The organism is Agrobacterium sp. AGB01 (assembly GCF_014851585.1).
Lineage (GTDB): Bacteria > Pseudomonadota > Alphaproteobacteria > Rhizobiales > Rhizobiaceae > Agrobacterium.
The window spans coordinates 291,204-316,602 of sequence record NZ_JACVAB010000004.1; the positions used below are offsets into that span (position 1 = coordinate 291,204).

The following is a 25,399-nucleotide window of genomic DNA, read 5'->3' on the forward strand; positions in this document are numbered from 1 at the left end:
AGGAGCGGGACATGGCAGAACAAATCCACGACCCCATCACGCTTGAAATCATTCAGAACTCACTACAGGCCACGGCTGACGAAATGTTTGCCGCCATGCGCAAAACGGCGATGAGTTCCATCATCTACGAAGTTTTGGACATGGGCACCGGCATTACCGATGCCAAGGGCCATCTGGCTTCTTCCGGAGCAGGTATTCCGGGCTTCATCGGTGTTCTCGACAAGTCGGTAAAATTCGTTGTTCAGAAGTTCTCCGAGCCCGGCGATATCGAACCCGGTGACGTCTTCATCACCAACGACCCCTACTACGGCGGCGTGACCCACCTCAACGACCTGATCGTTGTCATGCCGGTGTTCTCCGAAGGGCGGATCATTGCCTGGACAGCGAACATTGCCCACAATTCCGACATTGGCGGCATGGCGCCGGGTTCCTTGTCATCGGAGGCAACGGAAATTTTCCAGGAAGGTTTGCGCCTGCCTGCCATCAAGATGATTTCCCGTGGCCAGCCCATCCGTCCGGTTTTCGAGATCATCACCACCAACTCACGCATGCCGGACTTTCTGGAGGGTGACTTGTGGGCGGCAATCGCCTCGGTTCGCATCGGCGCCAAACGGCTTGAAGAACTGGCGGTCAAATACGGCGTTTCGACCTTTGAAGCGGCCATGGTGCAGTTCATGAATTTCGGGGAACAGGTATCGCGTGCCGAACTGGCCAAACTGCCGCACGGCACCTACTCCCTTTCGGAGGAGCAGGATGACGGACGTTTCTTCAATGTTTCCATCACCGTCTCGGCCGATGAATTCATTGTAGATTTGCGTGACAACCCGGATCAGGACAATGGTCCGTTCAACGCCGGACGCGATGACACGCTGGTCAGCATGCAGGTCATTTTCAAGGCGCTTACCGACCCTGCCTCCCCGGCCAATGAAGGTTCCTTCCGTCCGCTGAAAGTGCTGACAAAAGAAGGCACCGTATTCCATGCGAAGGAACCCGCCGCCGTTGGCTTCTATTACGAAGTCGGCATTCGCGTTTACGATCTGGTCTGGCGCTGCCTTGCTCCACATATGCCGGGCAAGCTGCCATCCGGTCACTTCTCGTCCATCGCCGGAACCTTTATCGGGGGTATTCACCCGGATACCGGACGCCAATACACCATCATCGAACCGCAGATTGGCGGCTGGGGTGCCAATGAAGGCCGTGATGGTAACAGCGCCATCTTCTCCGGCGTGCATGGCGAAACCTATAACTGCCCCGCAGAAATCTCCGAGGCCCGCAATGGCCTGATCATCGACCGCATGGAGTTAAACACCGAACCGGGCGGCGAAGGCAAATGGTCAGGCGGCCACGGCATTCGCATCGATTACCGTATTCGCCGCGATAACTCCTTTCTCACACTCGGTTATACCCGCTCACGTATCATGCCGTGGTCGCTGGATGGCGGCAATGAAGGAACGGCAAACTATGCCCTCGTCATGCGCAAGGACGGAGCACAGGAACGTCACGCCTATGCATCCGGCATCCGTGTCGACAAGGACGACGTTATCCGCATCATTACGGGTACTGGCGGCGGCTTGGGCAACCCGAAAGAACGCGATCCGGCACTGGTCGCGCAGGATATTCGCAATGGCTTCATCACGCCTGAGCGGGCTGCCGATGTTCATGGTTACAAGGTCTGAGGTCGCGCCATGACCAACAAACCTCTCAAGATCATGTATCTCAATCCGGTCTCCGCCAATCCTGAGGTCGATGCCATCTTTGCTGAGATGGCACGTGACCACAAACTGCCGGGCACTGAGGTGCATGTAACCGCCTTGCCGAAAGACCAGTATGGTTTTTCGCATATCGAGTTTCGCACCTACGAGGCTCTGGTTACCAGAGGCATCATGAGGGCGGTACGCGCCGCCGCACGGGAAGGTTTCGACGCCCTCGCCATCGGTTGTTTTTATGACACGGCCCTGCATGACGCCCGCGAAATATCGGGCGACATGATCATCACAGCACCATGTGTTGCTTCCTGCGAGATCGCTGCCAGCCTCGTCAATCGCTTCGGCATTATTGTTGGCCGTCGCAAATGGGTAAACCAGATGCACGCCAATGTCGTGGAATACGGCCATGGCGAACGCCTTGCAGGGTTTTACGATGTTGGGCTTGGTGTCGATGATTTCCAGAAAGACCATGACGAGACGGCACGTCGCTTGAAACAGGCGGGTCGCAAGGCCGTTGAAGAAGGTTATGCAGAGGCACTCATCCTTGGCTGCACCATGGAAATCGGTTTTTACAAGGAGCTTGAAAAAGAGCTCGGTGTACCGGTAATCGATCCGTCGATTGCAGCGTTGAAACGGGCGGAATATGCCGCCCTTCTCAAACAGCAATGCGGTTGGGGACCGGGACGTAAATGGTCCTGCGAACCACCATCGGAAACAGAAATGGCAAAATTTGATGCCTTTGGCGGTGACGACCCCGTCTTTGGCAGCCGCATCATTCTTGCGGCGAATTAAGAGGAGACACCTATGGGCAATCAAACACAAAACCGGCTGGCCGCTCTACGCGCGCAAATGATGGCAACCGGCACAGGACTTCTTGCGGTTGGTCCCGGTTCACACATGGAATGGGTGCTTGGATTTTACCCCATGCCGGATGAGCGACCCTGCCTGCTGCTGGTTTCGCCAACCAAGGAAGCATTTTTGATGCCTGCGCTGAATGCCGACGGTTCGCGTGAACACACCGACATTGCGTTTTATAACTGGAGTGACGATCAGGGACCGGACAAGGCGCTGAAGGAAGCGCTTGAAGCCATCGGCGCGACGGCGCCTGGTGTGGTCGCACTGGATGAAACCATGCGCGCCGACTTTGCTCTTTTGCTGCTGCACGCCTTGCCGGACGACACGAAAAGCGAGTTCACACCGGCGACCCTCGGCTTCCTGCGCATGCGCAAGGATGCCAGCGAATACAAAAAACTGAAAATGAATGCCGGCATCGCCGACCGCGCCATGCAAAAGGCCTTCGCCACGCTGCGTGCAGGCCTCAGCGAAAACGAAGTTGCCGCAGAAATCCGTGCACATTTTTCCTCGGAAGGCGCTGATCCAAAATTCTGGATTGTCGGTGCTGGCGGCAATGGTGCATTTCCACATCACCATACAGGTGATCGGATCATCCAGAAGGGTGACGCTGTTGTGATCGATATTGGCGGTCGTAAGGATGGTTTCCCAAGCGATATTACCCGCATGGCTGTGGTTGGTGAGGCGCCGGAAGGTTATGCAGAAGTTCATGCCATTGTCGAAAAGGCAGTTCAGGCCGCTATCAAAGCCGCCCGCCCTGGCGTGAAAGCAAAAGAGGTAGATGCCGCGGCACGTTCGGTTATTACCGAAGCCGGATATGGCCCTTATTTCGTGCACCGTACCGGTCACGGCATGGGTATTGATGGCCATGAGCCACCCTATATCACTGCCACCTCGGAAACGGTGCTCGAAGAAGGTATGGTTTTTTCCATCGAACCCGGCATCTACCTGCCCGGCCGTTTCGGTATTCGTCTGGAAGACATCGTCATCCTGCGCGCCGATGGCCCGGAGATTTTCTCCTCGCTGCCACGTGATCTGCACACAACGAAAGCCTGATCCCGACATCGTTTTACAGGAAGGACAAAAGCCATGGCACGTGCCTGGGTCATCAACAGCTATTCCGGTTATCAGGGGCTTTCACTCGTGGATGTCCCCGTCGAACAGCCGGGACCTGGAGAGATCAGGCTAAGGATCGAGGCTTTTGCCCTGAACTGGGGCGACATGGATCTGATGTTGGACAATTACTCCTTCAGCTTCCATGACTTTCCCGCCAGGATCGGCATGGAAGCTGCGGGCATTGTGGAAGCGGTGGGAGATGGTGTCGAAGGGATCTCAATCGGCGATCGTTATTGCACCCTGCCCTACTTCTATTACCAGCGCGGCGCCAGCACCGAGACGTTGATCATTGATGCCAGCTACGTAACACCTGCACCAGATGGACTTTCGGCTGTGGAAAGCGCCTCCATCTGGATGCAATATATGACGGCCTATTTTCCGCTGGCCGAAATCTCAAAGGTGGGAGCTGGCAATCACGTGCTGGCGACGGCAGCAACCAGTACAGCCGGAACTGCCTCGTTGGAAATTGGACGCATTCTAGGTGCGACCATGATCGGCACGACCCGCTTTGCGGCCAATCGCGACTACCTGCAAACGAAGGGTGCTGACCATGTTGTCGTTACCGATGGCAAAGGCCCATCCGTTGCTGAACAACTCTTGGAAATGACCGGTGGCAAGGGCATCGATGCCGCCTTCGATCCGGTGGGCGAAACCATGATTGCGCAATATAGTCCGGCATTGGCCCGAGACGCGCGCATCTATTTTTACGGCACGCTCGACACCAAGCCGCCAGTCCTGCCGATGAAGGACTTTTTCCAGAAAAACGCGACCTTCCAGCCTTATTCACTGTTCAACTATGTTGAAAATCCTGACATGTGCGCGCGCGGCAAGGCTTTTGTCTACCGGCATCTGAAAGGTGGGCACATCAAACCGTCCATCGACCGGGTCTACCCGATGGAAGAGTACAAACAGGCCTGGGATTATCTGCGACAACCGCGCACCAGCCACGGCAAGGTGGTTATAAAGACAGGTCTTTGACCTGTCTCAGCCTGGACGGAAACGATCAAAAGCGGTCAGACGCCGAATGGGAGGATCGGCCTCCCAGCGATAAATCTCGTTCCGCAGGAAATGCATCTCGTCGTCGAATTTCTCTTCCGGCAATTCCACCCACCAGGATTTCGGTCGACCGTCAGAGCCATCCGACCACCGGTAACCGCGTGCCTTGAGATGGTCCTTCATGTCGAAGGGCGAGTTTTCGGCATAGATACGAACACGCGACAACTGGCTGGCGGCATGCAGTTCCGAAAACGGTGTGGTCACGGCGGGTGCGCGCTGCAGGGCAAGCACTTCAAGCAGGGCAAAACAGTCATCGACGGCACGGTGCCCATCGTGGAAGTAACCCGATTGCCCAATCAGATACCCCAGTTTACTACCTTCAAAACCCCGTGCCGACCAGTCGACTTCAGCGACCGAACAGCCCCAGGCCTTATGAACAAAAACCGGTGAAAAAGCTTCACAGAACGGCCGATCAAAACCGGCATTATGCGCGATGATCAGATCAGCCGGCTCAATCAGAGAATTCATACGATCCCGGTCAATCACTTGGCCGGCAACCATTTCGTCGGTGATTCTTGTCAGCCGTGTAATCTCTGGAGGTATCGAAACGCTCGGCTGTTGAAGACCACCATAAATATCCGTGACATCGCCGATCTGGCCGTCATCGTTAAAGGTGAAAGCCACCAACCCGATCTCGATAATCTCGTCGGAACGGAAATTCAGACCGGTTGTCTCGGTATCGAGAACAATGCCACGACGCGCGAATTCCGGGCGCGGATGTTTAACGATCGGCGGCGCCTGAAGCTTGCGCAAGATGCGATAGTTGCCGGTGGATTCGAGATATCGGGCCATGGCCTCGCTATCGACTGGCTCTTCCTGTCGTCCCCGTGCACGCGCCGGGGACCTGCCAATGCTCACGCTTGCAGTTTTGCCGGACGATGCAAAGAAGTCGAGTTGTGAAGTCATGCTGTTCCAATCCGTATACGGCAACCTTGGGGCTAACAGAGTCGCCATTGCAGGGCAAGCAACGCCAGGTTCTATCGGAAGTCGCGCGTCTTGACCCGGATTTCACCCCGATGGCTGTGAGGCGTAAGGATTGCGCCCGATTTTGGTCGGCCTCTTGGATCCGGCGGCGGCATGCCATGATGGAACTCATCCAACAACCTGAACCGCCTCCCCCTCCCGCTGAATATAACCTTTGATGCCCAACATGCTAGCACCGAGGACGATACTGCACCGTTTCTCAAACACTTGGACCATACGACCGCATTGGCGACACCCGTTTTATCTTCGCTAGTGATGAACATCACACCCTTGGCCGATCCGGGTCGCTGGTGCGCCAATATGATCCCGGCAATTTCGACCCAACGTTTGTCACGAGACGCCAACGGGGCAGGTACAACGATACAACCATGACCATCACAGACATGGGGAAGCTCTTGTTGCGCAAGGTCATGCCATCTGCCTGACCTTGGTTTTTTTCGTTGGCGGATCAAAATGCCAATTGCACTTTCATTGACTTTGTTCTGTCTGCGGCTGTTTCGAATGCGGTAACGGCTTCGTTGAGCGGGAAGGTCCCGGTCAGAAGTGGTTTGAGATCAACACGGCCCTTGTTGATGAAGTCGACCGCAAGCCCGAACTCCTCATGGAACCGGAACGTGCCCTTCATTTCGATTTCCTTGGCAACCACCATGTTTTGCGGAATGGAGACATCGCCACCCAGCCCAAGCTGCACAACGGTCGAGCGCGGACGAAGAACCTCAAGCCCCGAGCGCACAGCGCTCTGGTTGCCCGACGCCTCGAACTGAACATCAAAATATCCCTTGTTGGCGGAATAGGCAGAGAGCTGATCGGCATTGTCGGCAACATTGATCACCCGGTCAGCACCAACATCCAGTGCCTTCTTCAGCACCGCATCCATCACATCGGTTGCCACAATCTCGCGCGCCCCATGCGCCCGTGCTGCAATGATCGCCAGCGCTCCAATGGGTCCACAGCCGGTCACCAGAACCCGCTTGTCGGTCAAGGCTCCAGCCCGTGTCACCGCATGCAGTGTGACGGCAAAGGGTTCAGCCATCGCCGCCTCGTGGATCGATACACCCTCTTCTACCCTGTGGCACTGCCAGGCCTGCGCCACCAGCCTCTGGCGGAACGCGCCCTGGATATGCGGCATCGGCATGGCACTGCCATAAAACCGCATGTTGAGGCAGTGGTTCTGTTGCCCCTTCAGGCAATATTCGCAATCATTGCAAGGACGGCTTGGCGAGACCGCAACACGATCACCCACGGAAAGCCCCGAGACACCCTCACCCAGCGCCTTGATCGTACCGGCCACCTCATGGCCGAGGATCATCGGTTCGCGGATGCGCACGGTGCCAAAACCACCGTGATTATAGTAATGCAGGTCAGAGCCGCAAATGCCGCCCGCTTCAATGGCAACCTCTACCTGACCTGGACCAACAGGTTCGACGTCTCTCTCCTCGATACGCAGATCCTTGGCAGCATGGATAACGACAGCTTTCATGGTTTCTCTCACACAACAGGCGTTAACAGGGCAGACCCGGCAAAATGCGCGGCGAGATTATCCCGCACCAGCTTGCCCATGGCCTTGCGGGTCTCAATGGTTCCAGACGCATGGTGCGGCTGAACCAGCACATTGTCGAGTTGCAGGAAACGTGGATTGAGCTTTGGTTCACCCTCAAACACATCAAGTGCTGCCGAACCGAGCGTCTTGTTCTCCAACGCTTCCAACAGTGCCTCCTCATCGATGTTCGAGGCCCGCGAGATGTTGATCAGCATGCCATCAGGTCCAAGTGCGGCAATCACATCCTTTGATACGATGTGGCGGGTGACAGCAGAAGCGGCCAGTGTGACGAAGAGGAAGTCGGCATGCCGGGCAAGTTCCACCGGATCGGCGATGTAGGTCAGGCCGTCCGCGAAGGATTTTGCCTCGACATCGCTATAGGCGATATCCATATCAAAGCCACGTAGGCGCTTTGCGACTTCAAATCCAATACGGCCAAGTCCCAGCACACCAGCTTTGCGGCCCCAGACGCGGCGCTTCAGCGGATAAAGACCCTTTTCCGCCCAGCTACCATCCTTGACCCAGGTCTCTGCGCCGATGATACCGCGTGACTGCACCAGCATCATTGCCACACCAAGGTCGGCCACATCATTGGTCAACACATCAGGTGTATTGGTGACACGAATGCCGCGGGCACGGCAGGCTGCCAGATCAACCGTATCAAAACCGACACCATAGACGGAGATCACTTCCAGCTTTGGCAGCTTGCCGATCAGCTCGGCAGACGCCCCCAGTTCACCACGGGTGGCAATCGCACGGATCTTGGCGCCATGCTGGCTCAGGAATGCATCGCGGTCGGCGGCTTCAAACAGCTTGTGCACCGTATAATGTGCATCGAGTTCCACCTGATCCCATTCCGGGTATGGACCCGTCATCAGAATGTCCGGTTTGCTCATGGTTTCCTCCAAAAGATAAACACCGCTCGTGCGGGCATGGTCAGTGGTCATGGCCGATGGGCATGCATCTGCCATCATCGCCATTATGGGATGTCAAAAGGGTTCTTTGGCTCACGGAGCCAAAACTCAAAGGCTGGTGGTAATCCCACCATCGACATAAAGCGTGTGGCCATTCACAAAGGACGATGCCTTGCCCGATAGGAACACAGCCGCACCGACCAGCTCATCGACATTGCCCCAACGGCCAGCCGGTGTGCGCTTCTCAAGCCAGGACGAGAACTCCTCGCTATCGACCAGCGCCTGATTGAGAGGTGTCTTGAAGTATCCAGGTGCAATCGCATTGATCTGCAGGCCATATTTGGCCCAGTCCGTGCACATGCCGCGTGTCAGGTTCTTCACAGCACCTTTGGTGGCCGTATAGGGCGCAATTCCCGGGCGGGCCAGTTCACTCTGCACCGAGGCGATGTTGATGATCTTGCCGCGACCACGGCCAATCATGTGACGGGCCACCGCCTGACCGACATAAAACACGCTGGAGATATTGGTCTTCAGCAATTGTTCCCAACGGTCGGCTGGAAACTCCTCCAGCGGCGAGCGGAACTGCATGCCGGCATTGTTGATCAGGATATCGATCGGTCCGATATCTCGCTCGATGGCTTCGACACCGCGCTTGACCGCGTCACCATCCGTCACGTCAAAATCCGCCGTATCAACAGCAACGCCCGTTTCAGCCATCAGCGCCGCCGCCGCTTCGCCAAGTCTTGCCCTGTCACGGCCATTCAGCACAACAGATGCGCCGTGCTCGATAAGACCCTGCGCCAAAGCAAGTCCAATCCCCTGCGACGAGCCCGTCACCAATGCACGCAAACCGGACAAATCAAATAGTCGAGACGTCATCAGACCTTGTTCCTTAAAAAGGAGATGTCATTTTCATGTAAGCGAAGAACGGTATCGGACACCCTGCAGACCGTTCCTCTTTTCTCATGGGATCACTGACGATGACGCGAAACAGTAGACGTGTTTCGCAGCAACGAAAGATCAGATATCGACAACCAGACCCTTGGCCTTCAATACGGCTTCGAGATTGCTAACTTCGACAACCGATTTGCCCTGCTTGTAGGCTTCGATGTAACCGGCTTCGGCATCTTCGCGGATCTGCGACAGACGCGCCGATTCCTGGGCTTCTTCACGGCGCACGACAACCAGACCATCGGCATCGCCAACGATAATATCGCCGGGATTGATGATTTCGCCGCCAACGATGATGCTGTCATTCACCGCGGCAATCGTTTCCTTCACAGTGCCCTTGATACAGACGCTGAGAGAGAAAACCGGGAAACCAAGGTCTCTCAGCTGCAGTGTGTCGCGCACCCCAGTGTCAGTCACCAGACCGCCGATCCCCTTTGCCAGGCAGGCATTGGCCAGCACGTCACCGAAAGAACCGGCTTCTTCATATTCACCTGCCGAAACAACAATGATGTCGCCGGGCTTGGCATAGTTGATGGCCAGCTGAAGCATGATGTTGTCACGCGGGGCGCATTTCACCGTGAAGGCAGGGCCACACAGCTTCATCTTGTAGTCGACAGGCTTCAAACGGGAGGAAAGTGCACCTTTACGACCCTGTGCCTCATGGATGGTTGCAGGCGAGAACTTCGAAAGTGCTTCGATGTCTGCTTTGCTTGGCCGTTCTGCGATATCTTTAATGTGGATCATAAAAACCTCCCACGGTAAGGCATGCGGCGGGAACGTCCCGCCGCTCGCATTGATGTTGATGTGTGTGTTTCAATGGATGCTGAGGGGCCTTAGCCCGGCAGGATCAAGGAATAGGGTCGAACTTCAGTTCGGAAAGTGGAACCACCTTGTCGGTACGGGTCATCTTGTATTCGGTATCCGGGCCAAGCCACTTGTCCCAAATCTTGTTGATCTCGCCGTCTGCATCGAGCTTCTTCAACACTTCGTTGATCTTGGCGGTCAGAGCCGGATTGTCCTTGGCCATGCCAATACCGATCGGTTGATAGAGCATTGGCTCCTCGATCATGCGCATTGGTTTGCCCTTGGTCTTGGATTCGTTGACAAACTTCGTCGTTGTCATGGTGTTGGCAACCATGCCACGGGCTTTACCCTGCTGCACGGCAAGATAGGCAGACGCGGTATCCTGAAAGGTCAAAGGATCGGACTTGTTGAGCTTGATCGACATTTCAGAGGTCGAGCCCTTGGTGGAGGCAACGCGCTGACCTTCATAATCGGCCTTCTTCTGACCAGCATCATCAACCGGCACGATCAACATTTCCTTGGCAAGGTAATAGGGATCGCTGAACTGGATCTGCTCTGCGCGGCTCTGTGTATAGGCAAGGTTGGCAACCGTGATATCGACGCGGCCGAGTTTGACTTCTGGTACGCGGGCTTCAACCGACACAGGCTTGACCTCAGCCTTCACGCCGAGTTCCTTGGCAATGGCATTGCAAAGATCAACGTCGAAACCGGCCATTTCGCGGGTCTTTGGATCGGGAGCAGCAAAAGGAACAACGTCTGCAAAGGTCGCGCAACGCAGAACCTTGTTGGACATGATCGTATCCAGCTGATCCGCAGCGGCAGGCGTCGCAAGGGCTGTACCAGCGAGAATGGCGGTGAGTGTAAGGTATTTCCAGTTCATTGCAGTTCTCCTCTTATGATTTTGCTTGGTATCAGTGACGCAGATCGGACAGGAACCGCTGCGCGCGCGGATGGCGTGGTGTGGTGAAAAACTCTTCAGGCGTTGCCTTCTCGATAATTTCACCGGCATCGATGAACCAGATGCGGTCGGCAACTTCGCGGGCGAAGCCCATTTCATGCGTGACACACATCATGGTCATGCCTTCTGCAGCCAATCCCTTCATCACGGCCAGCACTTCGCCAACCATTTCAGGGTCGAGCGCGCTTGTCGGCTCATCAAACAGCATGACCGGTGGCTCCATGGCCAGAGCGCGGGCAATCGCCACACGCTGCTGTTGACCGCCGGACAATTGAGCCGGGTAAGCGCCAGCCTTGTCGGCCAGACCAACCCGATCCAGAAGTTTCAAGGCCTTGTCGCGGGCTACATCCGGTGCAACGCCTTTGACGCGGATGGGCGAGATCGTCACGTTTTCCAGCACCGACAGATGCGGAAACAAATTGAAGCTCTGGAATACGAAACCCACCCGGCTGCGCAGCAGATTGAGTTCCTTCGTTTTTGTCGCCGCATGAATGTCCTGGCCATCCAGCGTGATCGAACCGCTGTTGATTTCCTCAAGACGATTAACGGTGCGGATCAGCGTCGACTTGCCGGAACCGGAAGGACCACAGATGACGACCACTTCGCCACGCGCCACCTCAGCGTCGACATTCTTCAGAACCTGATAGTCGCCATAACTTTTGCAGACATTCGAGATACGGATCGTCTGCTCTTTCGATGATGATGTCGTGGTCATGGCTGCTCCGTTATGATTTTGGCCTGCGCCAGCGTTTCCGGTTGCGGGCGGGCAACCACACCCGCGCGGCGCTTGGCAATACGGCGCTCAACAGCATTGGCGAGATAGGTCAGGCTCCAGCAGATGGCGTAATAAACGATTGCCAGAATGAGGAAGACCTGGAAGGGCTGCGTCAGAAGCTGGTTGTTAACCTGGCTTGCCGCGAAGGTAAGGTCCGGCACGTTAATGACATAACCAAGCGTCGTATCCTTGATCGTCGCAACGAAGGTCGAGATCATGCTCGGGATCATGTTATAGAGCGCCTGCGGCAGGATGATAAAACGCATGGCGCTGAGATAGCTGTGACCCAGCGCTCTTGCTGCATCCATCTGCCCTGCCCCCAGGGCAACAATACCAGCCCGGACAACTTCGCTAAGGAATGCGCCCTGATAGACAACGAGCGTCACCAGCATAATGGCGAAGCTTGGTACATCAGCCCCCGTCCACAACGGGATGAGGAAGTAGGTCCACAGGATCAGCATCAGCAACGGTACGCCGCGTGTAACGTAAACCAATGCTGTGATCGGCCACCGCACCATGCGCCATTTGGACAGGCGTGCCATGGCCATCAGAATGCTGACCGGGAACGCAAAGGCAATAGCGAGCGCTGACAGAATAAGCGTGTTGGCAAGGCCACCAAGCGGGCCATTCGGGTACTGACCGATCAACAAAAGCAGCCAGTAGTCTTGGATGATGGTGATCATATCTCCGATCATGCCCGTGCCCTCCATACAGGATCCAGACGCATCGACAGATAAGCTCCGGCAGCCATGATCAACAGCGAGAAGAAGAGATAAAGAACAGTTCCAACCAGATAGATTTCAAAGGTCTGGAAGCTGAGATTTTCAATTTCCTTGACCGCATGGGTCAATTCGGACGCGCCGATAACCAGAGCAAGACTGCTGTTCTTGAACAGGGAAACACTATGGTTGATCAGCGGCGGCAATGCATTACGCACACCTTGCGGCATGATGATGAAGCGCATGGCCGACAGATAGCCGTGCCCCAGTGCTTTTGCCGCCTCCATCTGCCCCGGACTGACCGAGCGCAAACCTGACCGCAAATCCTCACTGAAATAGGCGGCCTGACAAAGCCCAAGCCCTACCACGGCAAACACTGCTTCGGCGTTATGATCCGTCAGCCAATTTGTCAGTCCCGACGGCAGCAAGGTGAAGATACCGAAGTACCACAACATCAACTGCACCAGTGTCGGCACATTACGATGGTAGGAAACATGTGCCGCAACAAGACGATCACCGAATTTGAACGGCGAAAAGCGGATGCACAACAGCGCCAGCGCCAGTGACATGGCCAGCGACCACGAGCCAAGGAAGATAGCAAATGTGATCTTGATGCCGTGGAGCAGCATCCCGATGTACTCCTGATTGCTCAGGACGGACATCAGATCAAAGCCGCTCACGGCTTTGGCTCCTTGGTGACATCAGACTGCGCGGCAGTTTGTGGCTTGGCAGTTTGAAGACCCCCCATCACCTGCAAAGTCGGGGTAATCTCCATGTGACCAATATTGACAGCAACTGGTGCTGCGATGGCAAAGGCTATCGCATCGGCGATGTCTTCTGCCTTTGGTAATTCAAAGCCATCGATAAAACGTTCACGCACGCTCGGGTCATTGCCGTGCACGTGATTGAAGATATCCGTCGCAACACGGCCCGGGCAGATTTCTGTCACACGGACACGCTTGCCAAATGCATCCAGCCGCAACTGGTTCGACAGCATGGCAACACCAGCCTTGACGGCGTGGTAAGTGGAGTTTCCTCCAAAGTTGTAATTGCCGGCAATCGACGAAATGTTGATGACGTGACCGCGGTCGCGCTCCACCATGCCCGGAACAATCAGACGGCAGATATGCAGAACCGCACGCAGGTTCACATCGACAAGAAGATCAATGTCGTCGGCATCAGCCTGCAGGAATTTTTTCGGCCTGTCGACACCGGCATTATTGACCAGAATATCGAACTGAACCTTCTCGGAGAGAGTGGCAAGCGCTGCACGATCGGTAACATCTATAGCATGCGCTATGCAGCCGGTACGTTTTGCAAGTTCATTCAACGCATCCGCACTGCGGGCAACGGCATGAACTTCAACATTTTCGCGTCGGAGCCGCTCTACAACTGCTGCGCCGATACCGGATGAAGCACCGGTGACCAAAGCGGTCTTGTAATCGGAGAATGGCATTCTGATCCCCTTTATTTGTTGCCATGAACATTAGCTAAGCTTTGGGCTCTTGCCTAAGACCGATTACTTTTGGAGTAATAAGGAACTTTTATGGAGGGCAGAAAACAGCTTTTCCGTACGGGATTGGCGAAAATCCACGACAGCGAATTACGAAATTCATACAAGGGCCTGCATTGCAAAACCTGCCCGAGCCTGTAATCTGCGCGCCACTCAAAACCATTTGAAAAAACATGGATATAAGACGTTTAAAATCGTTCATCGTCATTGTTGATAGCGGCAGCATCACGCGTGCGGCAGATATTCTGCATCTCGCACAGCCGGCCCTCAGCCAGCAGCTCGCAGCGCTTGAAGAACATTTTGGCCAGAAGTTGCTCATCCGTAGCCAGCAGGGTGTGACGATGACCGATGCCGGCCACGCTGTTTACCGTCACGCGCAGATCATCCTACGCCAGATGGAACAGGCACAGGTGGATGCATCGGCGGCTGGAAATTCGATTGCCGGACGGGTTTCCGTCGGTCTCGTACCCTTTAGCAGCGCAGCAACATTGTCGGTCGATCTTCTGGCCGAAACACGTAAACGTCACCCAGGCATTCTCATCCATCTGACCGAAAGCGTCGGACAGACCTATAGCCAGATGATCATGAACGGTCGCCTTGAACTGGCGCTGATTCATGGCGTCGGCCCGATCAAGGGCGTGCGTTTCGAACCGCTGCTGAGTGAAGAGTTTTATCTGGTGGCGCATCGGGATTTTGCCATCGAGGCGGACTCAAAACCGGTGCCGATTGCCGCACTGGACGGTATGCCGATGCTGATGCCGCCTGCGTACAATTTTGTACGCCGTGCTGTCGATACAGCTTTTACCCGAAGCCGCATCAACCTCAAGGTTGTCGCAGAGGTAGAGATTGTCAGAACTCTCGCACGTGCCGTTGCCAATGGCCTTGGCGCAACCATCATGCCGAAGGCGATCGCTGACCGTATCGTCTCAGAAACTAGCGAGCCGCTGATCTGTCGTATCCTGTCACCTCGTATCGAGGAAACCCTGTCCTTGTGCACATCCGACCAGAATTCTTTGTCGGAACCAGCATTTGCCGTGAAGGACATTCTGGTCGAGCTTACCGAAAAGTTGAAGCTGTAAGGTAGTTGCCCGCCGGCCCGACATTCAGGCCGGCAGATCAAATCTAATCAGCGCATATCCGTGCAGTACTGCGCGATACGGGCGCACCCTTCGTTCAACATTTCGTCGGTAGTGGCATAGGAAATGCGGAAATACGGGCTCATGCCGTAGGCCGCACCCTGAACGGTGGCAACGTGGTGCTCTTCAACCAGTCCCATGACAAAATCGACATCGCTTTCAATCTTGCGCCCACCCTTGGTGGTCTTGCCGATCAGCCCGGACATGTTCGGGTACAGGTAAAATGCACCTTCCGGCTTGTGGCAACGCAGGCCCTCAATTTCCGCCAGCTTGCCCAGCACAAGATCGCGACGCTCGCGATAGATTGTAGCGCGTTCCTTCAACAAATCCTGCGGTCCATCCAATGCTGCAATGGCTGCAGCCTGCGTAACCGTGGAGATACCACCGCTATTTTGGCCGTTCACGTTGCTGATCGCCGCAATCAGTTCCTTGGAACCACTGGCACAATAACCAAGACGCCAACCGGTCATCGCATAGGCTTTGGAAACGCCATTCATCGTCAGGACACGGTCATAGAGACGTGGTTCAACATCGGCAATCGTGCCGAATTCAAACCCGTCATAAACGAGATGTTCGTAAATATCGTCGGTTAGGATCCAGACATCCGGATGACGCAGCATCACCTCTGCAATTGCTGCCATTTCCGACCGTGAGCAGGCAGCGCCGGTTGGATTGTTCGGGAAGTTCAACAGCAGCCATTTGGTACGCGGCGTGATTGCCGCTTCAAGATCTTCTGCACGCAGTTTGAACCCCGTCTCTTCAACGCAGGGAACAGGAACCGGCACACCGCCGGCAAACTTGACGATGTCGGCATAGCTTACCCATGACGGCGTTGGAATAACCACCTCGTCACCGGGATTACAGGTAGCAAGCATCGCATTAAAAATCACCTGCTTGCCGCCGCCGGATACGATAATCTGGCTTGCATCATAGGTGAGGTTGTTGTCGCGCTTGAACTTTCTGGCGATAGCAGCCTTCAGCGCCGGTGTGCCATCCATAGGCGGATATTTTGTCTGGCCACCAAGAGCAGCCGCATGGGCCGCCTCAATGGCATGGGCAGGTGTCGGGAAATCCGGTTCCCCAGAAGAGAGACTGACAACCTTGATGCCTTGCGCAGCCAGTTCTCTGGCACGCTGTGTCATGGCAGCAGAAGCGGATATGGAGACGTTTTTCAATCTGTCAGCGGTAGAAGGCATCGGAATGATCTTTCTGTGAGATGAAGGAGAAGGCCGATGAGCGGCCTGTTAAGACGCAAGTTCTGCGGCCGGTGCGAGGGTCGCGCCTGATGCAATGATTTCGCTGCGCACGATACCGGCCAATTCCAGCGAACCCGGCGTATCGCTGTGTACAAGAATGGACCGAGCCGGCATGGCAAGGATGGTGCCATCGATAGCCTCAACTGTCCCATCGGTCAGAAAACGGCGAACACGGGCACGCACGGATAGTTCATCTTTGACCAACGCACCTGGAAGACCACGGGCAACAAGGTTACCCTTAGCGTCATAGGCACGGTCGGCCAGGAATAGGGCAAGGGTTTTTAAACCGGCACGCTTGGCGGCTTTTTCGATTTCACTTTGCGGGGTTACAAAGACCACCAGCTTGGGATCAACAGCCGAAATGGCGTTCATCATCATGTCGGCAAGCACCGGATCACGATTGACCATGTTGCCCATGGCCGCATGAAAACTGAAATGGCCAACCTCAACGCCTTCGCTTTTGGCGATCGCGATCAGTGCACCCAGTTGGTAAAGCATCTGCTGGCGCAATTCATCGGGCTGAAACGGCAGTTCGCGCCGCCCGAAACCCGTTCGATCAGGCAAGCCCGGATGCGCACCGATACCAACGCCATTCTGCTTGGCCAAACGCACCATTCGCGCCATTGTGTCAGGATCACCCCCGTGAAAACCGCAGGCAATATTGGCGGATGACACCAGCTTCATCATCGCGTCATCGTCACACAAGCGGTATGGCCCAAAACCTTCACCCATGTCGGAATTGAGATCGATTTTCATCAGTTCCTCCCTCTTGATCCGGTTGCTGCTCAGGCCATCGCCTTAAGCGCGCGCTTGACCATGTCTGCAGTCCGTTTGATGTCTTCTAAATAGGTTTTTACCGCCTGCTCGACCTGGCGTGCCTCTTCGTGGCTGGACCGGACAAACCTGATCTTGCCACCGGGATTTGCCTGTCCAAGCCGCCAGAGGTCAGCCTCGATCACGCCGGCAATTTTTGGATATCCACCAGCTGTATTGGCGTCACTCATCTGAATGATCGGTTCACCACCGGGCGGAACCTGTACAACGCCTGGAACCACACCGTGCGAGCGCATTTCTCTGATCTCGGTCGGTTTGATTGGCTCACCGGAAAGCCTGTAACCGGTGCGGTCACTGCGCGACGAGATACGCCAGACCTGCCCCCAGAAGGCTTCACCATCATCGGTAAACAGATGATGTTCGCCAGCCGGAATAGCGCGAACCTGCAAAACGCCGTCAACGATGTCAGGAAAGACATTGGCCAAAGCTTGTGATGGCTCCACCACCGCCAAGCCACTTGCAGGCAGTGGCAAAATATTCTCCTGCCTGCCAGTTTTCAGATGATCACCCTTGGCAAGCGGCTTTCCGTCATTGCCGCCGAAATTGCCGCGCAGTGCCGTGCTGCGTGATCCCATCAGCACCGGGACATCCAATCCGCCGCCAACAGCAACATAAGCGCGGGCGCGTTTGCCCGGTTGGCGCAATTCCAGCACATCACCGTCCTTGGCCAGATGAGCGCACCATGGCAACACGTCTTTGTCGTTCAGCAGAACCAGGCCATCTGTACCGGTTACCGCAAAAACCATTGGCGTAGAAACACGCAACTTGAACGGAAAGGTCTGTACTTCGATGACCGCCGCTTCCGGCTCGTTCCCGACAAGAACATTGCCGGTTCTTACCGCAAGCGGATCCATGGCGCCGCCAGCCGTGACACCAATATTGCGAAAGCCCGGACGTCCGAGATCCTGAACGGTGTTGAAAGGGCCAGTTTCGAGGATTTCGATCATAGCTCTACCCTCGCTGGCACAAAACGGACTGTGTCGCCAGGCGCCAGAAGCGCTGGTGTCGCTGACGTTGGATCGAACATTTTCAAGTCCGCGTAGCCGATTGAGTTCCAACCATTGGGACCGGTCAGCATGGCAACACCGGTCTGCATGCCACCAATTGTTACGCAACCCTTTTCCATCTTGATGGACGGCACCGTTTTGCGCGGCATGTAAATACGGCCGTCAAGCCCGTGCAGGTACCCAAAGCCGGGCGCGCTACCGAGCGCAAAAACCCTGTATGTCGCTTCATGATGAATGCGTACAACCTCACGGTCACTTAAGCCGGAAAAGTCGCATAATGCGGCAAGATCCGTTGCGTATTCACCGCCGTAATGAACCGGTATCTCAACCGTTTTTCCCGAGAGATCGAGACTTGCGGCATTGTCCCATGCTTCCAGCAGACGGCCGATAACGGCATCGGGGTCCGCAGGCGTTTCCTTGAAAATGGTAAGAAGGTTGGTCATGCCGGGAATGACTTCCGCGACATCAACCCATGCACTTACAGTTTGCGAAAGCGCCCAGATAAAGCGCTGTGCCGGTAAATCGAATTCACCCGGCGCTTCAAGCAGGAAGGAGCGTGAGCCGATGAAGGAAATATTTGCCCGACCTTTAACGACAGGCTGAATTTCATGGTGCGACGCGAGGATGCTTGATCTGGCAATCATGATTGAGGCTCGAGTTCGAACAAAACATCACCGAAGCCAACCAGAGCATTCTGCTCGGCGAGCTGGCGGGTTAGCAAGCCAGTGCGGCCGGCAAGGACGGGAACGAGGATTTGGCCGATACGGATAAATCCAATCACATCGGACGCAACAACCGAGCGGGGGAATTGACCCGCCTCAGAGGCAAGAGACGGATGTGACAAATGGAAATGCCCGGCAATCGGTGCATTCACCGTCGCGCCGGATGTCGCACTCGTCGGTTTAAAAGTCACGGTAGACGAAGACGTTCTCACGGTCTCCGGCACGGAAATAACCAGCCGCAACTGCGCATTCGGTGTGGAGATTTCCAAGCCTTCGACACCGGCAGCTGTCAACATCTCCGTCAGGGCTTCAAGAGAGGCGGGATCGGTGAAATCGAGCCTGCTCATGCCGTTCTCCATGCTTTCAGCCACTTTTCTAGATAATGAATGTCCGTTTCGCCTTGGGCAAAAGCCACGTCTTCAAACAGGGCACGCAGCAAAGGCAGGTTGGTGGAAATGCCATCAACGCGTGTCCCGGCAAGCGCGGTTCGCATCTTAGTGATGGCCTCAGCCCGCGTCGGCGCATGCACGATCAACTTGGCAATCAGGGAGTCGTAATAGGGCGACACCCGGTAGCCGGGATAGATATGGGTATCGAGCCGGACGCCTTCGCCTTGCGGCCAGGCAATGTCCGTGACAGCCCCCGCCGATGGCAGGAATGTATCGGGGTCTTCGGCATTGATGCGGCATTCGAAGGAATGCCCGTCACAGACAACGTCATCCTGGCGCAGTTCGAGATATCTGCCCTGCGCCGCCTTGATCTGGGCCTGCACGATGTCGATGCCACTGGTCATTTCAGTAACGGGATGTTCGACCTGCAAACGGGTATTCATCTCGATGAAATAAAATTTTCCATCTTCATACAGAAATTCAAACGTGCCAACGCCGCGATAACCAATCTGCTGGCAGGCTTCCACGCACGCCAAACCAACAGGCTCAATGATATCGGCTGCAATACCCGGGGCCGGGGCTTCTTCGACCACTTTTTGATGGCGCCGTTGCATTGAACAATCGCGATGCCCAAGCCAAACCGCATTGCCATGGGTGTCGCAAAGCACCTGTATCTCAATATGACGGGGATGCTGGAGAAACTTCTCCATGTAGAGCGCGGGGTTGCCGAAGGCCTGTCTCGCCTCTTCACGCGTCAGGGTCATTGCTTCGATCAGCGCAGATGGTTCCTGAACCACCCGCATGCCACGCCCGCCGCCGCCGCCCGCCGCCTTGATGATGACAGGATAACCAATGTCATGGGCGATCTGCTCAACCGTGGCATGGTCATCTGGAAGCGCCGTATCCGGCCCTGGCACACACGGCACACCCGCGGCAATCATCGCCTTCTTGGCGGTAATCTTGTCACCCATGGTGGCAATGGAGTGTGCATCTGGACCGATAAAGGTCAGTCCGGCCTCCTCTACGGAGGCCGAGAATGACGTGTTCTCGGACAGAAAACCGTAACCGGGGTGAATGGCACCTGCACCGGTTAACCGGGCGGCCAGAAGAATGGCATCCTGATTGAGATAGCTTTTGCGCGCATTGGCGGGACCAATACAAACAAAATGATCTGCCGTTTCGCCATAGGAGGCTTGCCGGTCAGCCTCAGAGCAAATCGAAACTGTCTTCAGGCCGAGTTCGCGGCAGGCGCGCTGTATGCGCACAGCAATCTCACCACGATTGGCAATCAGCACCGTATCAAAGAGTGGCTCAGCGCTGGCGAAATTCTCTGCCATCATGCAATCTCCGCCAGCAAATTGTTGGTTTCGACCTCTCCGCCATCAACATCCGTAACGAAGGTGATACGGCCAGCACAGGGCGCCGCGATCTTGTTGAATACTTTCATGGCCTCGATAATAAAAAGTGTCTGCCCCTCTTCCACCAGATCGCCAATATTGACGAATGGCGGCTGGCCCGGTGCAGATGCACGATGCAACACACCAAAGATCGGTGCACGGACCGATGTGCCAGAACTGTTGCTGTCAGAGGGTGCCGTTTGCGTATCCGGCAGAATAGCTTGAACGCCGTCAGTCGGTGTCGTGACCGTTGCAGCAGAGATTTCGTGGCCAGTTCGGAAAACTCGAACGGTGACGTCCCTTTCCGTTACCTTCAGTTCGGTAACGTTGGTTCGCCCGACAAAATCAATCAGCGCTTTTATCTTCGGCAGGTCCATGAGCACACTCGGCATTGTTCGAAGCCGCACAACGATCCCGCAAAGGCGGAACCACCGTCGACTGAACCAGACCTAGCACGATAGGTTGTTTGATGGGGTCAGAAGAACTTTTGATATAGCCCGGTTTGCTCATGATTTCCGCAAACACCTTCACACGACACACCCGCATCAACGGCGCATGAACCTCTGCTTTTTTTAAAGAGATTTTCAGGTCAACCTTGATTGACCGGTTGCGTATCTTCGAATGCCGGCAACGCCACAGCACCACCGGCCTGTTCAAACACCGCCATGTCGATACCGCAGATATCGCGAAGTTAAGCGGTCAATGTCTTTTGACTTTTCGCAATTTTCGGAAATGCGCCAAAGGCTTGGCCCTGTTTGAGATGTGAAAATTTATATTGTGTGGCGGCACCAAGCCGTTTGACATGTCTCTCAAGAGGGTGTTCATTTCCTCAACCCTTAATGCATAGTCACGAAAACCATAAATCGGATTAAGTGTAATGTTCAAAGCTGCAAGAGGTTGGGTTTGGGGCGTGATCGCCGTTATTGCCATCGGCGTCGGATATTACGCTTGGACCGTTCTGCGGGGTGATAATTTGCCCGCAGGTTTTGTCTCCAGCAATGGTCGTATAGAGGCCGTGGAGATTGACATCTCCACCAAAACAGCTGGCAGGCTCAAGGAGTTGATGGTTCGCGAAGGTGAATTCGTCAAGGCTGGCCAGCCACTTGCACAAATGGACACCGCCCAGCTGGAAGCCAGCAAACGACAGGCCGAAGCACAGCGGCGCCGCGCGGAGATATCGGTCGATACGGCCCATAGCCTCGTTGCCCAGCGTGAGGCAGAACGAAAATCTGCACTAGCCGTCATAGAACAGCGGAAAGCCCAGCTCGATTCCGCGGCTAAAACCAATGCCCGCTCGCGACAACTATTGACCAACAATACCGTGTCACAGCAGGTCGTCGATGACAGCGAAGCGGCCGAGCAGGCTGCAAGGGCAACACTTGCTGCGGCAGAAGCGTCGCTTGCTGCCTCTGATGCAGCCATCAATGCTGCTAAGGCGCAAGTGGTGGATGCCGAAGCAGCTGTTGATGCGGCAAAGGCACAAATTGACAGTATCGAAACCGACATTGCCGACAGCACTTTGACGGCACCCCGCGACGGGCGAATTCAATACCGAATCGCACAGCCCGGCGAGGTTCTGTCTGCCGGTGGCCGTGTCTTGAACCTCGTGGACCTTGGCGACGTCTACATGACCTTCTTCCTGCCAACGGCAGAAGCTGGCCGGACCTCAATTGGTTCAGACGTACGTCTCGTGCTGGACGCGGCTCCCCAGTTGACCATCCCTGCCCAGGTGTCCTTCGTTGCCGATGTGGCGCAGTTTACGCCCAAAACGGTTGAGACTGAAGAAGAACGTCAGAAACTGACGTTCCGGGTTCGCGCCCAAATACCGCAGGAATTGCTGCAAAAATACATCCAGTACGTCAAAACCGGCTTACCGGGCATGGCGTATGTCCGGCTGGATGCGCAAGCAACATGGCCGCAAAATCTCGAACAGAATCTTGTAAAATAACGGCGCCGCGATGAACGAGGCTGACACAAACAACAGCACTGCCTCGAGTTCCGCCAAAAGCGGTCAGAACGCTGTGGTACGGCTTCAAAACGTCACTCTCGCCTACAAAAAAACGTTTGCCCTGAGCGAGGTATCGCTGGATATCCCGTCAGGCTGCATGGTGGGACTGATCGGCCCTGACGGCGTTGGAAAATCCAGCCTTCTGTCACTCGTTTCCGGCGCACGGGCTGTTCAGAAGGGCAAGGTCGAAGTTCTCGATGGCGACATTTCCGATGCGAAACATCGCAATGCCACCTGCCCCCGCATTGCCTACATGCCGCAGGGACTGGGCAAAAACCTATACCCAACACTTTCTGTTTTCGAGAATGTCGATTTTTTTGGCCGCCTGTTCGGCCAGGACAAACAGGAGCGTGAAACCCGTATTCGCGAACTGCTTGATAGTACCGGTCTTGGCCCTTTTGCTGAGCGGCCGGCAGCCAAGCTTTCCGGTGGTATGAAACAGAAACTCGGCCTTTGTTGCGCGCTGATCCACGATCCGGATTTGCTGATCCTCGATGAACCCACGACTGGTGTCGATCCGCTGTCACGGCGGCAGTTCTGGGAACTGATTGACGCGATCCGTCTCGAACGGCCGGGCATGAGCGTTATCGTCGCGACAGCCTATATGGAAGAAGCCGCAGGCTTCGATTGGCTTGTTGCCATGAACGCCGGCAAGGTTCTCGACACTGGCACACCTTCAGAACTGCTTGAACGCACAGGGGCCGCCAATCTTGATGCCGCCTTCATTGCCATGCTGCCAGAGACGGAACGCCGTAATCATGTCGATGTCGTTATTCCGCCTCGAGAAACCGGCGGCACGCAGGAATATGCCATCGAGGCCAGCCATCTGAGCATGCGCTTTGGCAGTTTTACCGCCGTGGACAATGTCAGTTTCCAGATTCCACGCGGCGAAATCTTCGGCTTTCTCGGCTCCAATGGCTGCGGCAAATCAACAACCATGAAAATGTTGACCGGCCTTCTGGCCGCCAGCGAAGGCGAGGCAAAGCTTTTCGGCAACAAGGTCGATGCCAGTGACATGGCGGTGCGCCGCCGTGTCGGTTACATGAGCCAGGCTTTTTCTCTCTACAGCGAGCTGACCGTTCGCCAAAACCTTGATTTGCACGCTCGCCTGTTCAAACTGCCTGAAGAAACCATTCCGGCACGCATCGATGAAATGGCGCAAAGGTTCACCTTGCGAGACGTGATGGATACGTTGCCGGACGGGCTGCCGCTTGGCATACGCCAGCGCCTGTCGCTGGCCGTTGCCATGATCCATTCACCAGATGTGCTTATCCTTGACGAACCCACCTCGGGTGTCGATCCAATCGCGCGTGATGCATTTTGGCAAATCCTTGCCGATCTCTCCCGCAAAGACAATGTAACGATCTTCATCTCCACGCATTTCATGAATGAAGCGGAGCGTTGCGACCGCATTTCATTAATGCATGCCGGCAAGGTGTTGATAAGCGACACGCCGGCCGCCATTGCCAAAAGCCGCCATTCTCCCACGCTGGAAGATGCATTCATCGCCTATCTGGAGGAAGCCTCGGGCATCACGCCTTCGGACAAGACCGATAAGGTAAAAACTTCTCAGACTGCTGATATCACCAAACTTGCCGCTGCCAGCCATCCGCAGGCGATGAGCAAGAAACGCTTCTTCGATATCAGGCGCATGTTCAGCTACACGCGGCGCGAAGCACTTGAACTTCAGCGCGATCCCATTCGTGCCACGCTTGCGGTGCTGGGCAGCGTCATCCTCATGTTTGTCATCGGTTACGGCATCAATATGGATGTCGAAGACCTGACATTCGCCGTACTCGACCGGGACGATACCACCATCAGCCGGGATTATGTCCTCGACATTGCCGGATCACGCTACTTCATCGAAAAAGAGCCCATTCGCGATTATGCCGACATGGACAAGCGGATGCGTGATGGCGAGATAAGTCTGGCCATTGAAATTCCGCCGGGTTTCGGGCGCAAGGTGCAGCGTGGCGATGACGTCGAAATCGGCGCCTGGATCGACGGCGCAATGCCGCAACGGGCGGAAACTGTCAGCGGCTACGTCCAGGGCATGCACGCTGATTGGCTCACCCGCAAGGCAAAACAACTTTACGGCACGGAGGCAACCCGCGGCACATTTTCCATCGAGACACGCTTTCGCTACAACCCTGATGTCAAAAGCCTGGTTGCCATGGTGCCTGCAGTCATTCCGCTTCTGTTGATGCTCATCCCGGCCATGCTGGCAGCCCTCAGTGTGGTAAGAGAAAAGGAACTCGGATCCATCATCAACCTCTATGTGACCCCCGTCACACGGTTGGAATTCCTGTTTGGCAAACAGATCCCCTATGTGGTTCTGGGCGTGATGAACTTCCTGTTGCTGGTTGCCTTTGCGACGCTAGTCTTCCGCGTTCCCTTCACAGGCAGCTTTATTGCCTACGCGGCAGCAGCTCTTCTTTATGTGATCATTGCGACCTCGATCGGCATTTTTATGTCGACATTCATGTCAAGTCAGATCGCAGCGATCTTCGGAACTGCACTGCTGACACTTATTCCAGCCACACAATATTCCGGCATGACCGATCCGGTCTCATCCCTTCAGGGTGCGGGCGCCTTCATCGGCGAAATTTACCCCACCACCTATTTTATGACCATCTCACGCGGCGCCTTTTCCAAGGCGCTCGATTTTGCAGGCCTTGCCGGTTCCTTTATCCCCCTGCTGATCGCCATCCCAATCCTTGCGACACTCGGTGCCGTGCTTCTTAAAAAGCAAGAGAGCTGAG

24 protein-coding genes are annotated in these 25,399 nt (G+C 55.4%); 7 read left to right on the forward strand and 17 right to left on the reverse strand.

Translation table 11 applies throughout. From position 1 onward, the window contains the following. Positions 1-11: 11 nt before the first annotated feature. Genes IB237_RS16165 through IB237_RS16180 form a run of 4 tightly spaced genes read left to right on the forward strand, consistent with a single transcriptional unit; the run spans position 12 to position 4,652 of the window. Positions 12-1,676 carry a hydantoinase B/oxoprolinase family protein gene (locus tag IB237_RS16165; protein WP_192489708.1) on the forward strand — a complete coding sequence of 555 codons (1,665 nt, stop codon included), beginning with the start codon at positions 12-14 and terminating at the stop codon, positions 1,674-1,676. A gap of 9 nt (positions 1,677-1,685) precedes the next feature. Continuing rightward, positions 1,686-2,498, forward strand: coding sequence for an aspartate/glutamate racemase family protein (locus tag IB237_RS16170; protein WP_192489709.1), 813 nt, complete (start codon positions 1,686-1,688; stop codon positions 2,496-2,498). 12 nt (positions 2,499-2,510) lie between these two features. Continuing rightward, on the forward strand, positions 2,511-3,614 hold the full coding sequence (locus tag IB237_RS16175; RefSeq protein ID WP_192489710.1) for a Xaa-Pro peptidase family protein: 1,104 nt from the start codon (positions 2,511-2,513) through the stop codon (positions 3,612-3,614). 33 nt (positions 3,615-3,647) lie between these two features. After that, positions 3,648-4,652 (forward strand): zinc-binding dehydrogenase, encoded by a 1,005-nt coding sequence (locus IB237_RS16180; protein WP_192489711.1) that lies wholly within the window; start codon positions 3,648-3,650, stop codon positions 4,650-4,652. A gap of 6 nt (positions 4,653-4,658) precedes the next feature. Here the strand turns inward: IB237_RS16180 and IB237_RS16185 are convergent, their stop codons facing one another. The 10 genes from IB237_RS16185 to IB237_RS16230 all read right to left on the reverse strand — a co-directional run bounded on the left by IB237_RS16185 (position 4,659) and on the right by IB237_RS16230 (position 13,831). Beyond that, positions 4,659-5,636 (reverse strand): 3'-5' exonuclease, encoded by a 978-nt coding sequence (locus IB237_RS16185; protein WP_192489712.1) that lies wholly within the window; start codon positions 5,634-5,636, stop codon positions 4,659-4,661. A 526-nt stretch (positions 5,637-6,162) separates the two neighbouring features. Next, positions 6,163-7,194 (reverse strand): L-idonate 5-dehydrogenase, encoded by a 1,032-nt coding sequence (locus IB237_RS16190; protein WP_192489713.1) that lies wholly within the window; start codon positions 7,192-7,194, stop codon positions 6,163-6,165. An 8-nt stretch (positions 7,195-7,202) separates the two neighbouring features. Beyond that, positions 7,203-8,150 carry a 2-hydroxyacid dehydrogenase gene (locus IB237_RS16195; protein WP_192489714.1) on the reverse strand — a complete coding sequence of 316 codons (948 nt, stop codon included), beginning with the start codon at positions 8,148-8,150 and terminating at the stop codon, positions 7,203-7,205. A gap of 126 nt (positions 8,151-8,276) precedes the next feature. Continuing rightward, positions 8,277-9,047, reverse strand: a complete 771-nt coding sequence (locus IB237_RS16200; RefSeq protein ID WP_192489715.1) for an SDR family oxidoreductase — start codon at positions 9,045-9,047, stop codon at positions 8,277-8,279. Positions 9,048-9,188: 141 nt separating this feature from the next. Further along, a complete protein-coding gene (locus IB237_RS16205) occupies positions 9,189-9,863 on the reverse strand; it encodes a 4-carboxy-4-hydroxy-2-oxoadipate aldolase/oxaloacetate decarboxylase (RefSeq protein ID WP_192489716.1) in 675 nt (224 codons plus the stop codon). Positions 9,864-9,966: 103 nt separating this feature from the next. Further along, positions 9,967-10,803, reverse strand: coding sequence for an ABC transporter substrate-binding protein (locus tag IB237_RS16210; RefSeq protein WP_192489717.1), 837 nt, complete (start codon positions 10,801-10,803; stop codon positions 9,967-9,969). Between the two features lie 31 nt (positions 10,804-10,834). Continuing rightward, entirely contained in the window at positions 10,835-11,596 is a 762-nt protein-coding gene (locus IB237_RS16215) for an amino acid ABC transporter ATP-binding protein (RefSeq protein WP_192489718.1), read from the reverse strand. Beyond that, a complete protein-coding gene (locus tag IB237_RS16220) occupies positions 11,593-12,351 on the reverse strand; it encodes an amino acid ABC transporter permease (RefSeq protein ID WP_192489719.1) in 759 nt (252 codons plus the stop codon). Before IB237_RS16220 ends, IB237_RS16215 begins: the two co-directional genes overlap by 4 nt. Next, complete coding sequence (locus IB237_RS16225; protein WP_192489720.1) at positions 12,348-13,055, reverse strand: amino acid ABC transporter permease; 708 nt, start codon at positions 13,053-13,055, stop codon at positions 12,348-12,350. The genes IB237_RS16220 and IB237_RS16225 overlap by 4 nt, the downstream gene beginning before the upstream one ends. Continuing rightward, positions 13,052-13,831 (reverse strand): SDR family oxidoreductase, encoded by a 780-nt coding sequence (locus tag IB237_RS16230; protein ID WP_192489721.1) that lies wholly within the window; start codon positions 13,829-13,831, stop codon positions 13,052-13,054. The genes IB237_RS16225 and IB237_RS16230 overlap by 4 nt, the downstream gene beginning before the upstream one ends. Positions 13,832-14,061: 230 nt before the next feature. On the opposite strand from IB237_RS16230, the gene nac reads away from it, so the two are divergent. Then, a complete protein-coding gene (gene nac / locus IB237_RS16235; protein ID WP_192489722.1) occupies positions 14,062-14,967 on the forward strand; it encodes a nitrogen assimilation transcriptional regulator NAC in 906 nt (301 codons plus the stop codon). A 47-nt stretch (positions 14,968-15,014) separates the two neighbouring features. On the opposite strand, the gene IB237_RS16240 is transcribed toward nac, so the two are convergent. The 7 genes from IB237_RS16240 to IB237_RS16270 are packed head-to-tail and all read right to left on the reverse strand — an operon-like array spanning position 15,015 to position 21,006. Next, positions 15,015-16,220: a pyridoxal phosphate-dependent aminotransferase gene (locus IB237_RS16240; RefSeq protein WP_192489723.1), complete on the reverse strand. Its 1,206-nt coding sequence runs from the start codon at positions 16,218-16,220 to the stop codon at positions 15,015-15,017. Between the two features lie 48 nt (positions 16,221-16,268). Then, on the reverse strand, positions 16,269-17,036 hold the full coding sequence (locus IB237_RS16245; RefSeq protein WP_192489724.1) for a 5-oxoprolinase subunit PxpA: 768 nt from the start codon (positions 17,034-17,036) through the stop codon (positions 16,269-16,271). 29 nt (positions 17,037-17,065) lie between these two features. Continuing rightward, complete coding sequence (locus IB237_RS16250; RefSeq protein ID WP_192489725.1) at positions 17,066-18,061, reverse strand: biotin-dependent carboxyltransferase family protein; 996 nt, start codon at positions 18,059-18,061, stop codon at positions 17,066-17,068. Next, on the reverse strand, positions 18,058-18,765 hold the full coding sequence (gene pxpB, locus IB237_RS16255) for a 5-oxoprolinase subunit PxpB (protein WP_192489726.1): 708 nt from the start codon (positions 18,763-18,765) through the stop codon (positions 18,058-18,060). Before pxpB ends, IB237_RS16250 begins: the two co-directional genes overlap by 4 nt. After that, positions 18,762-19,190, reverse strand: a complete 429-nt coding sequence (locus tag IB237_RS16260) for an acetyl-CoA carboxylase (protein ID WP_192489727.1) — start codon at positions 19,188-19,190, stop codon at positions 18,762-18,764. Before IB237_RS16260 ends, pxpB begins: the two co-directional genes overlap by 4 nt. Next, positions 19,187-20,572 (reverse strand): acetyl-CoA carboxylase biotin carboxylase subunit, encoded by a 1,386-nt coding sequence (accC, locus tag IB237_RS16265; protein ID WP_192489728.1) that lies wholly within the window; start codon positions 20,570-20,572, stop codon positions 19,187-19,189. The genes IB237_RS16260 and accC overlap by 4 nt, the downstream gene beginning before the upstream one ends. After that, on the reverse strand, positions 20,569-21,006 hold the full coding sequence (locus IB237_RS16270) for an acetyl-CoA carboxylase biotin carboxyl carrier protein subunit (RefSeq protein WP_192489920.1): 438 nt from the start codon (positions 21,004-21,006) through the stop codon (positions 20,569-20,571). Before IB237_RS16270 ends, accC begins: the two co-directional genes overlap by 4 nt. Positions 21,007-21,506: 500 nt before the next feature. Between IB237_RS16270 and IB237_RS16275 the strand changes: the two genes are divergently transcribed. After that, positions 21,507-22,577 carry an HlyD family secretion protein gene (locus IB237_RS16275; RefSeq protein WP_192489729.1) on the forward strand — a complete coding sequence of 357 codons (1,071 nt, stop codon included), beginning with the start codon at positions 21,507-21,509 and terminating at the stop codon, positions 22,575-22,577. A gap of 10 nt (positions 22,578-22,587) precedes the next feature. Next, the gene (rbbA, locus tag IB237_RS16280) at positions 22,588-25,398 is read left to right on the forward strand and encodes a ribosome-associated ATPase/putative transporter RbbA (protein WP_192489730.1); all 2,811 of its coding nucleotides are present in this window, start codon (positions 22,588-22,590) and stop codon (positions 25,396-25,398) included. Position 25,399: the final 1 nt, after the last annotated feature.

Bases quoted from the DNA above. Each gene is read 5' to 3' on its own strand.
- IB237_RS16185 (WP_192489712.1), bottom strand. From the start codon at position 5,636: ATGACTTCACAACTCGACTTCTTTGCATCGTCCGGCAAAACTGCAAGC.
- IB237_RS16205 (WP_192489716.1), bottom strand. From the start codon at position 9,863: ATGATCCACATTAAAGATATCGCAGAACGGCCAAGCAAAGCAGACATC.
- IB237_RS16190 (WP_192489713.1), bottom strand. From the start codon at position 7,194: ATGAAAGCTGTCGTTATCCATGCTGCCAAGGATCTGCGTATCGAGGAG.
- nac (WP_192489722.1), top strand. From the start codon at position 14,062: ATGGATATAAGACGTTTAAAATCGTTCATCGTCATTGTTGATAGCGGC.
- IB237_RS16200 (WP_192489715.1), bottom strand. From the start codon at position 9,047: ATGACGTCTCGACTATTTGATTTGTCCGGTTTGCGTGCATTGGTGACG.
- IB237_RS16230 (WP_192489721.1), bottom strand. From the start codon at position 13,831: ATGCCATTCTCCGATTACAAGACCGCTTTGGTCACCGGTGCTTCATCC.
- IB237_RS16210 (WP_192489717.1), bottom strand. From the start codon at position 10,803: ATGAACTGGAAATACCTTACACTCACCGCCATTCTCGCTGGTACAGCC.
- IB237_RS16175 (WP_192489710.1), top strand. From the start codon at position 2,511: ATGGGCAATCAAACACAAAACCGGCTGGCCGCTCTACGCGCGCAAATG.
- IB237_RS16245 (WP_192489724.1), bottom strand. From the start codon at position 17,036: ATGAAAATCGATCTCAATTCCGACATGGGTGAAGGTTTTGGGCCATAC.
- IB237_RS16180 (WP_192489711.1), top strand. From the start codon at position 3,648: ATGGCACGTGCCTGGGTCATCAACAGCTATTCCGGTTATCAGGGGCTT.
- IB237_RS16170 (WP_192489709.1), top strand. From the start codon at position 1,686: ATGACCAACAAACCTCTCAAGATCATGTATCTCAATCCGGTCTCCGCC.
- IB237_RS16275 (WP_192489729.1), top strand. From the start codon at position 21,507: ATGTTCAAAGCTGCAAGAGGTTGGGTTTGGGGCGTGATCGCCGTTATT.
- IB237_RS16240 (WP_192489723.1), bottom strand. From the start codon at position 16,220: ATGCCTTCTACCGCTGACAGATTGAAAAACGTCTCCATATCCGCTTCT.
- IB237_RS16260 (WP_192489727.1), bottom strand. From the start codon at position 19,190: ATGAGCAGGCTCGATTTCACCGATCCCGCCTCTCTTGAAGCCCTGACG.
- IB237_RS16195 (WP_192489714.1), bottom strand. From the start codon at position 8,150: ATGAGCAAACCGGACATTCTGATGACGGGTCCATACCCGGAATGGGAT.
- IB237_RS16220 (WP_192489719.1), bottom strand. From the start codon at position 12,351: ATGATCGGAGATATGATCACCATCATCCAAGACTACTGGCTGCTTTTG.
- rbbA (WP_192489730.1), top strand. From the start codon at position 22,588: ATGAACGAGGCTGACACAAACAACAGCACTGCCTCGAGTTCCGCCAAA.
- IB237_RS16215 (WP_192489718.1), bottom strand. From the start codon at position 11,596: ATGACCACGACATCATCATCGAAAGAGCAGACGATCCGTATCTCGAAT.
- IB237_RS16270 (WP_192489920.1), bottom strand. From the start codon at position 21,006: ATGGACCTGCCGAAGATAAAAGCGCTGATTGATTTTGTCGGGCGAACC.
- accC (WP_192489728.1), bottom strand. From the start codon at position 20,572: ATGATGGCAGAGAATTTCGCCAGCGCTGAGCCACTCTTTGATACGGTG.
- pxpB (WP_192489726.1), bottom strand. From the start codon at position 18,765: ATGATTGCCAGATCAAGCATCCTCGCGTCGCACCATGAAATTCAGCCT.
- IB237_RS16165 (WP_192489708.1), top strand. From the start codon at position 12: ATGGCAGAACAAATCCACGACCCCATCACGCTTGAAATCATTCAGAAC.
- IB237_RS16250 (WP_192489725.1), bottom strand. From the start codon at position 18,061: ATGATCGAAATCCTCGAAACTGGCCCTTTCAACACCGTTCAGGATCTC.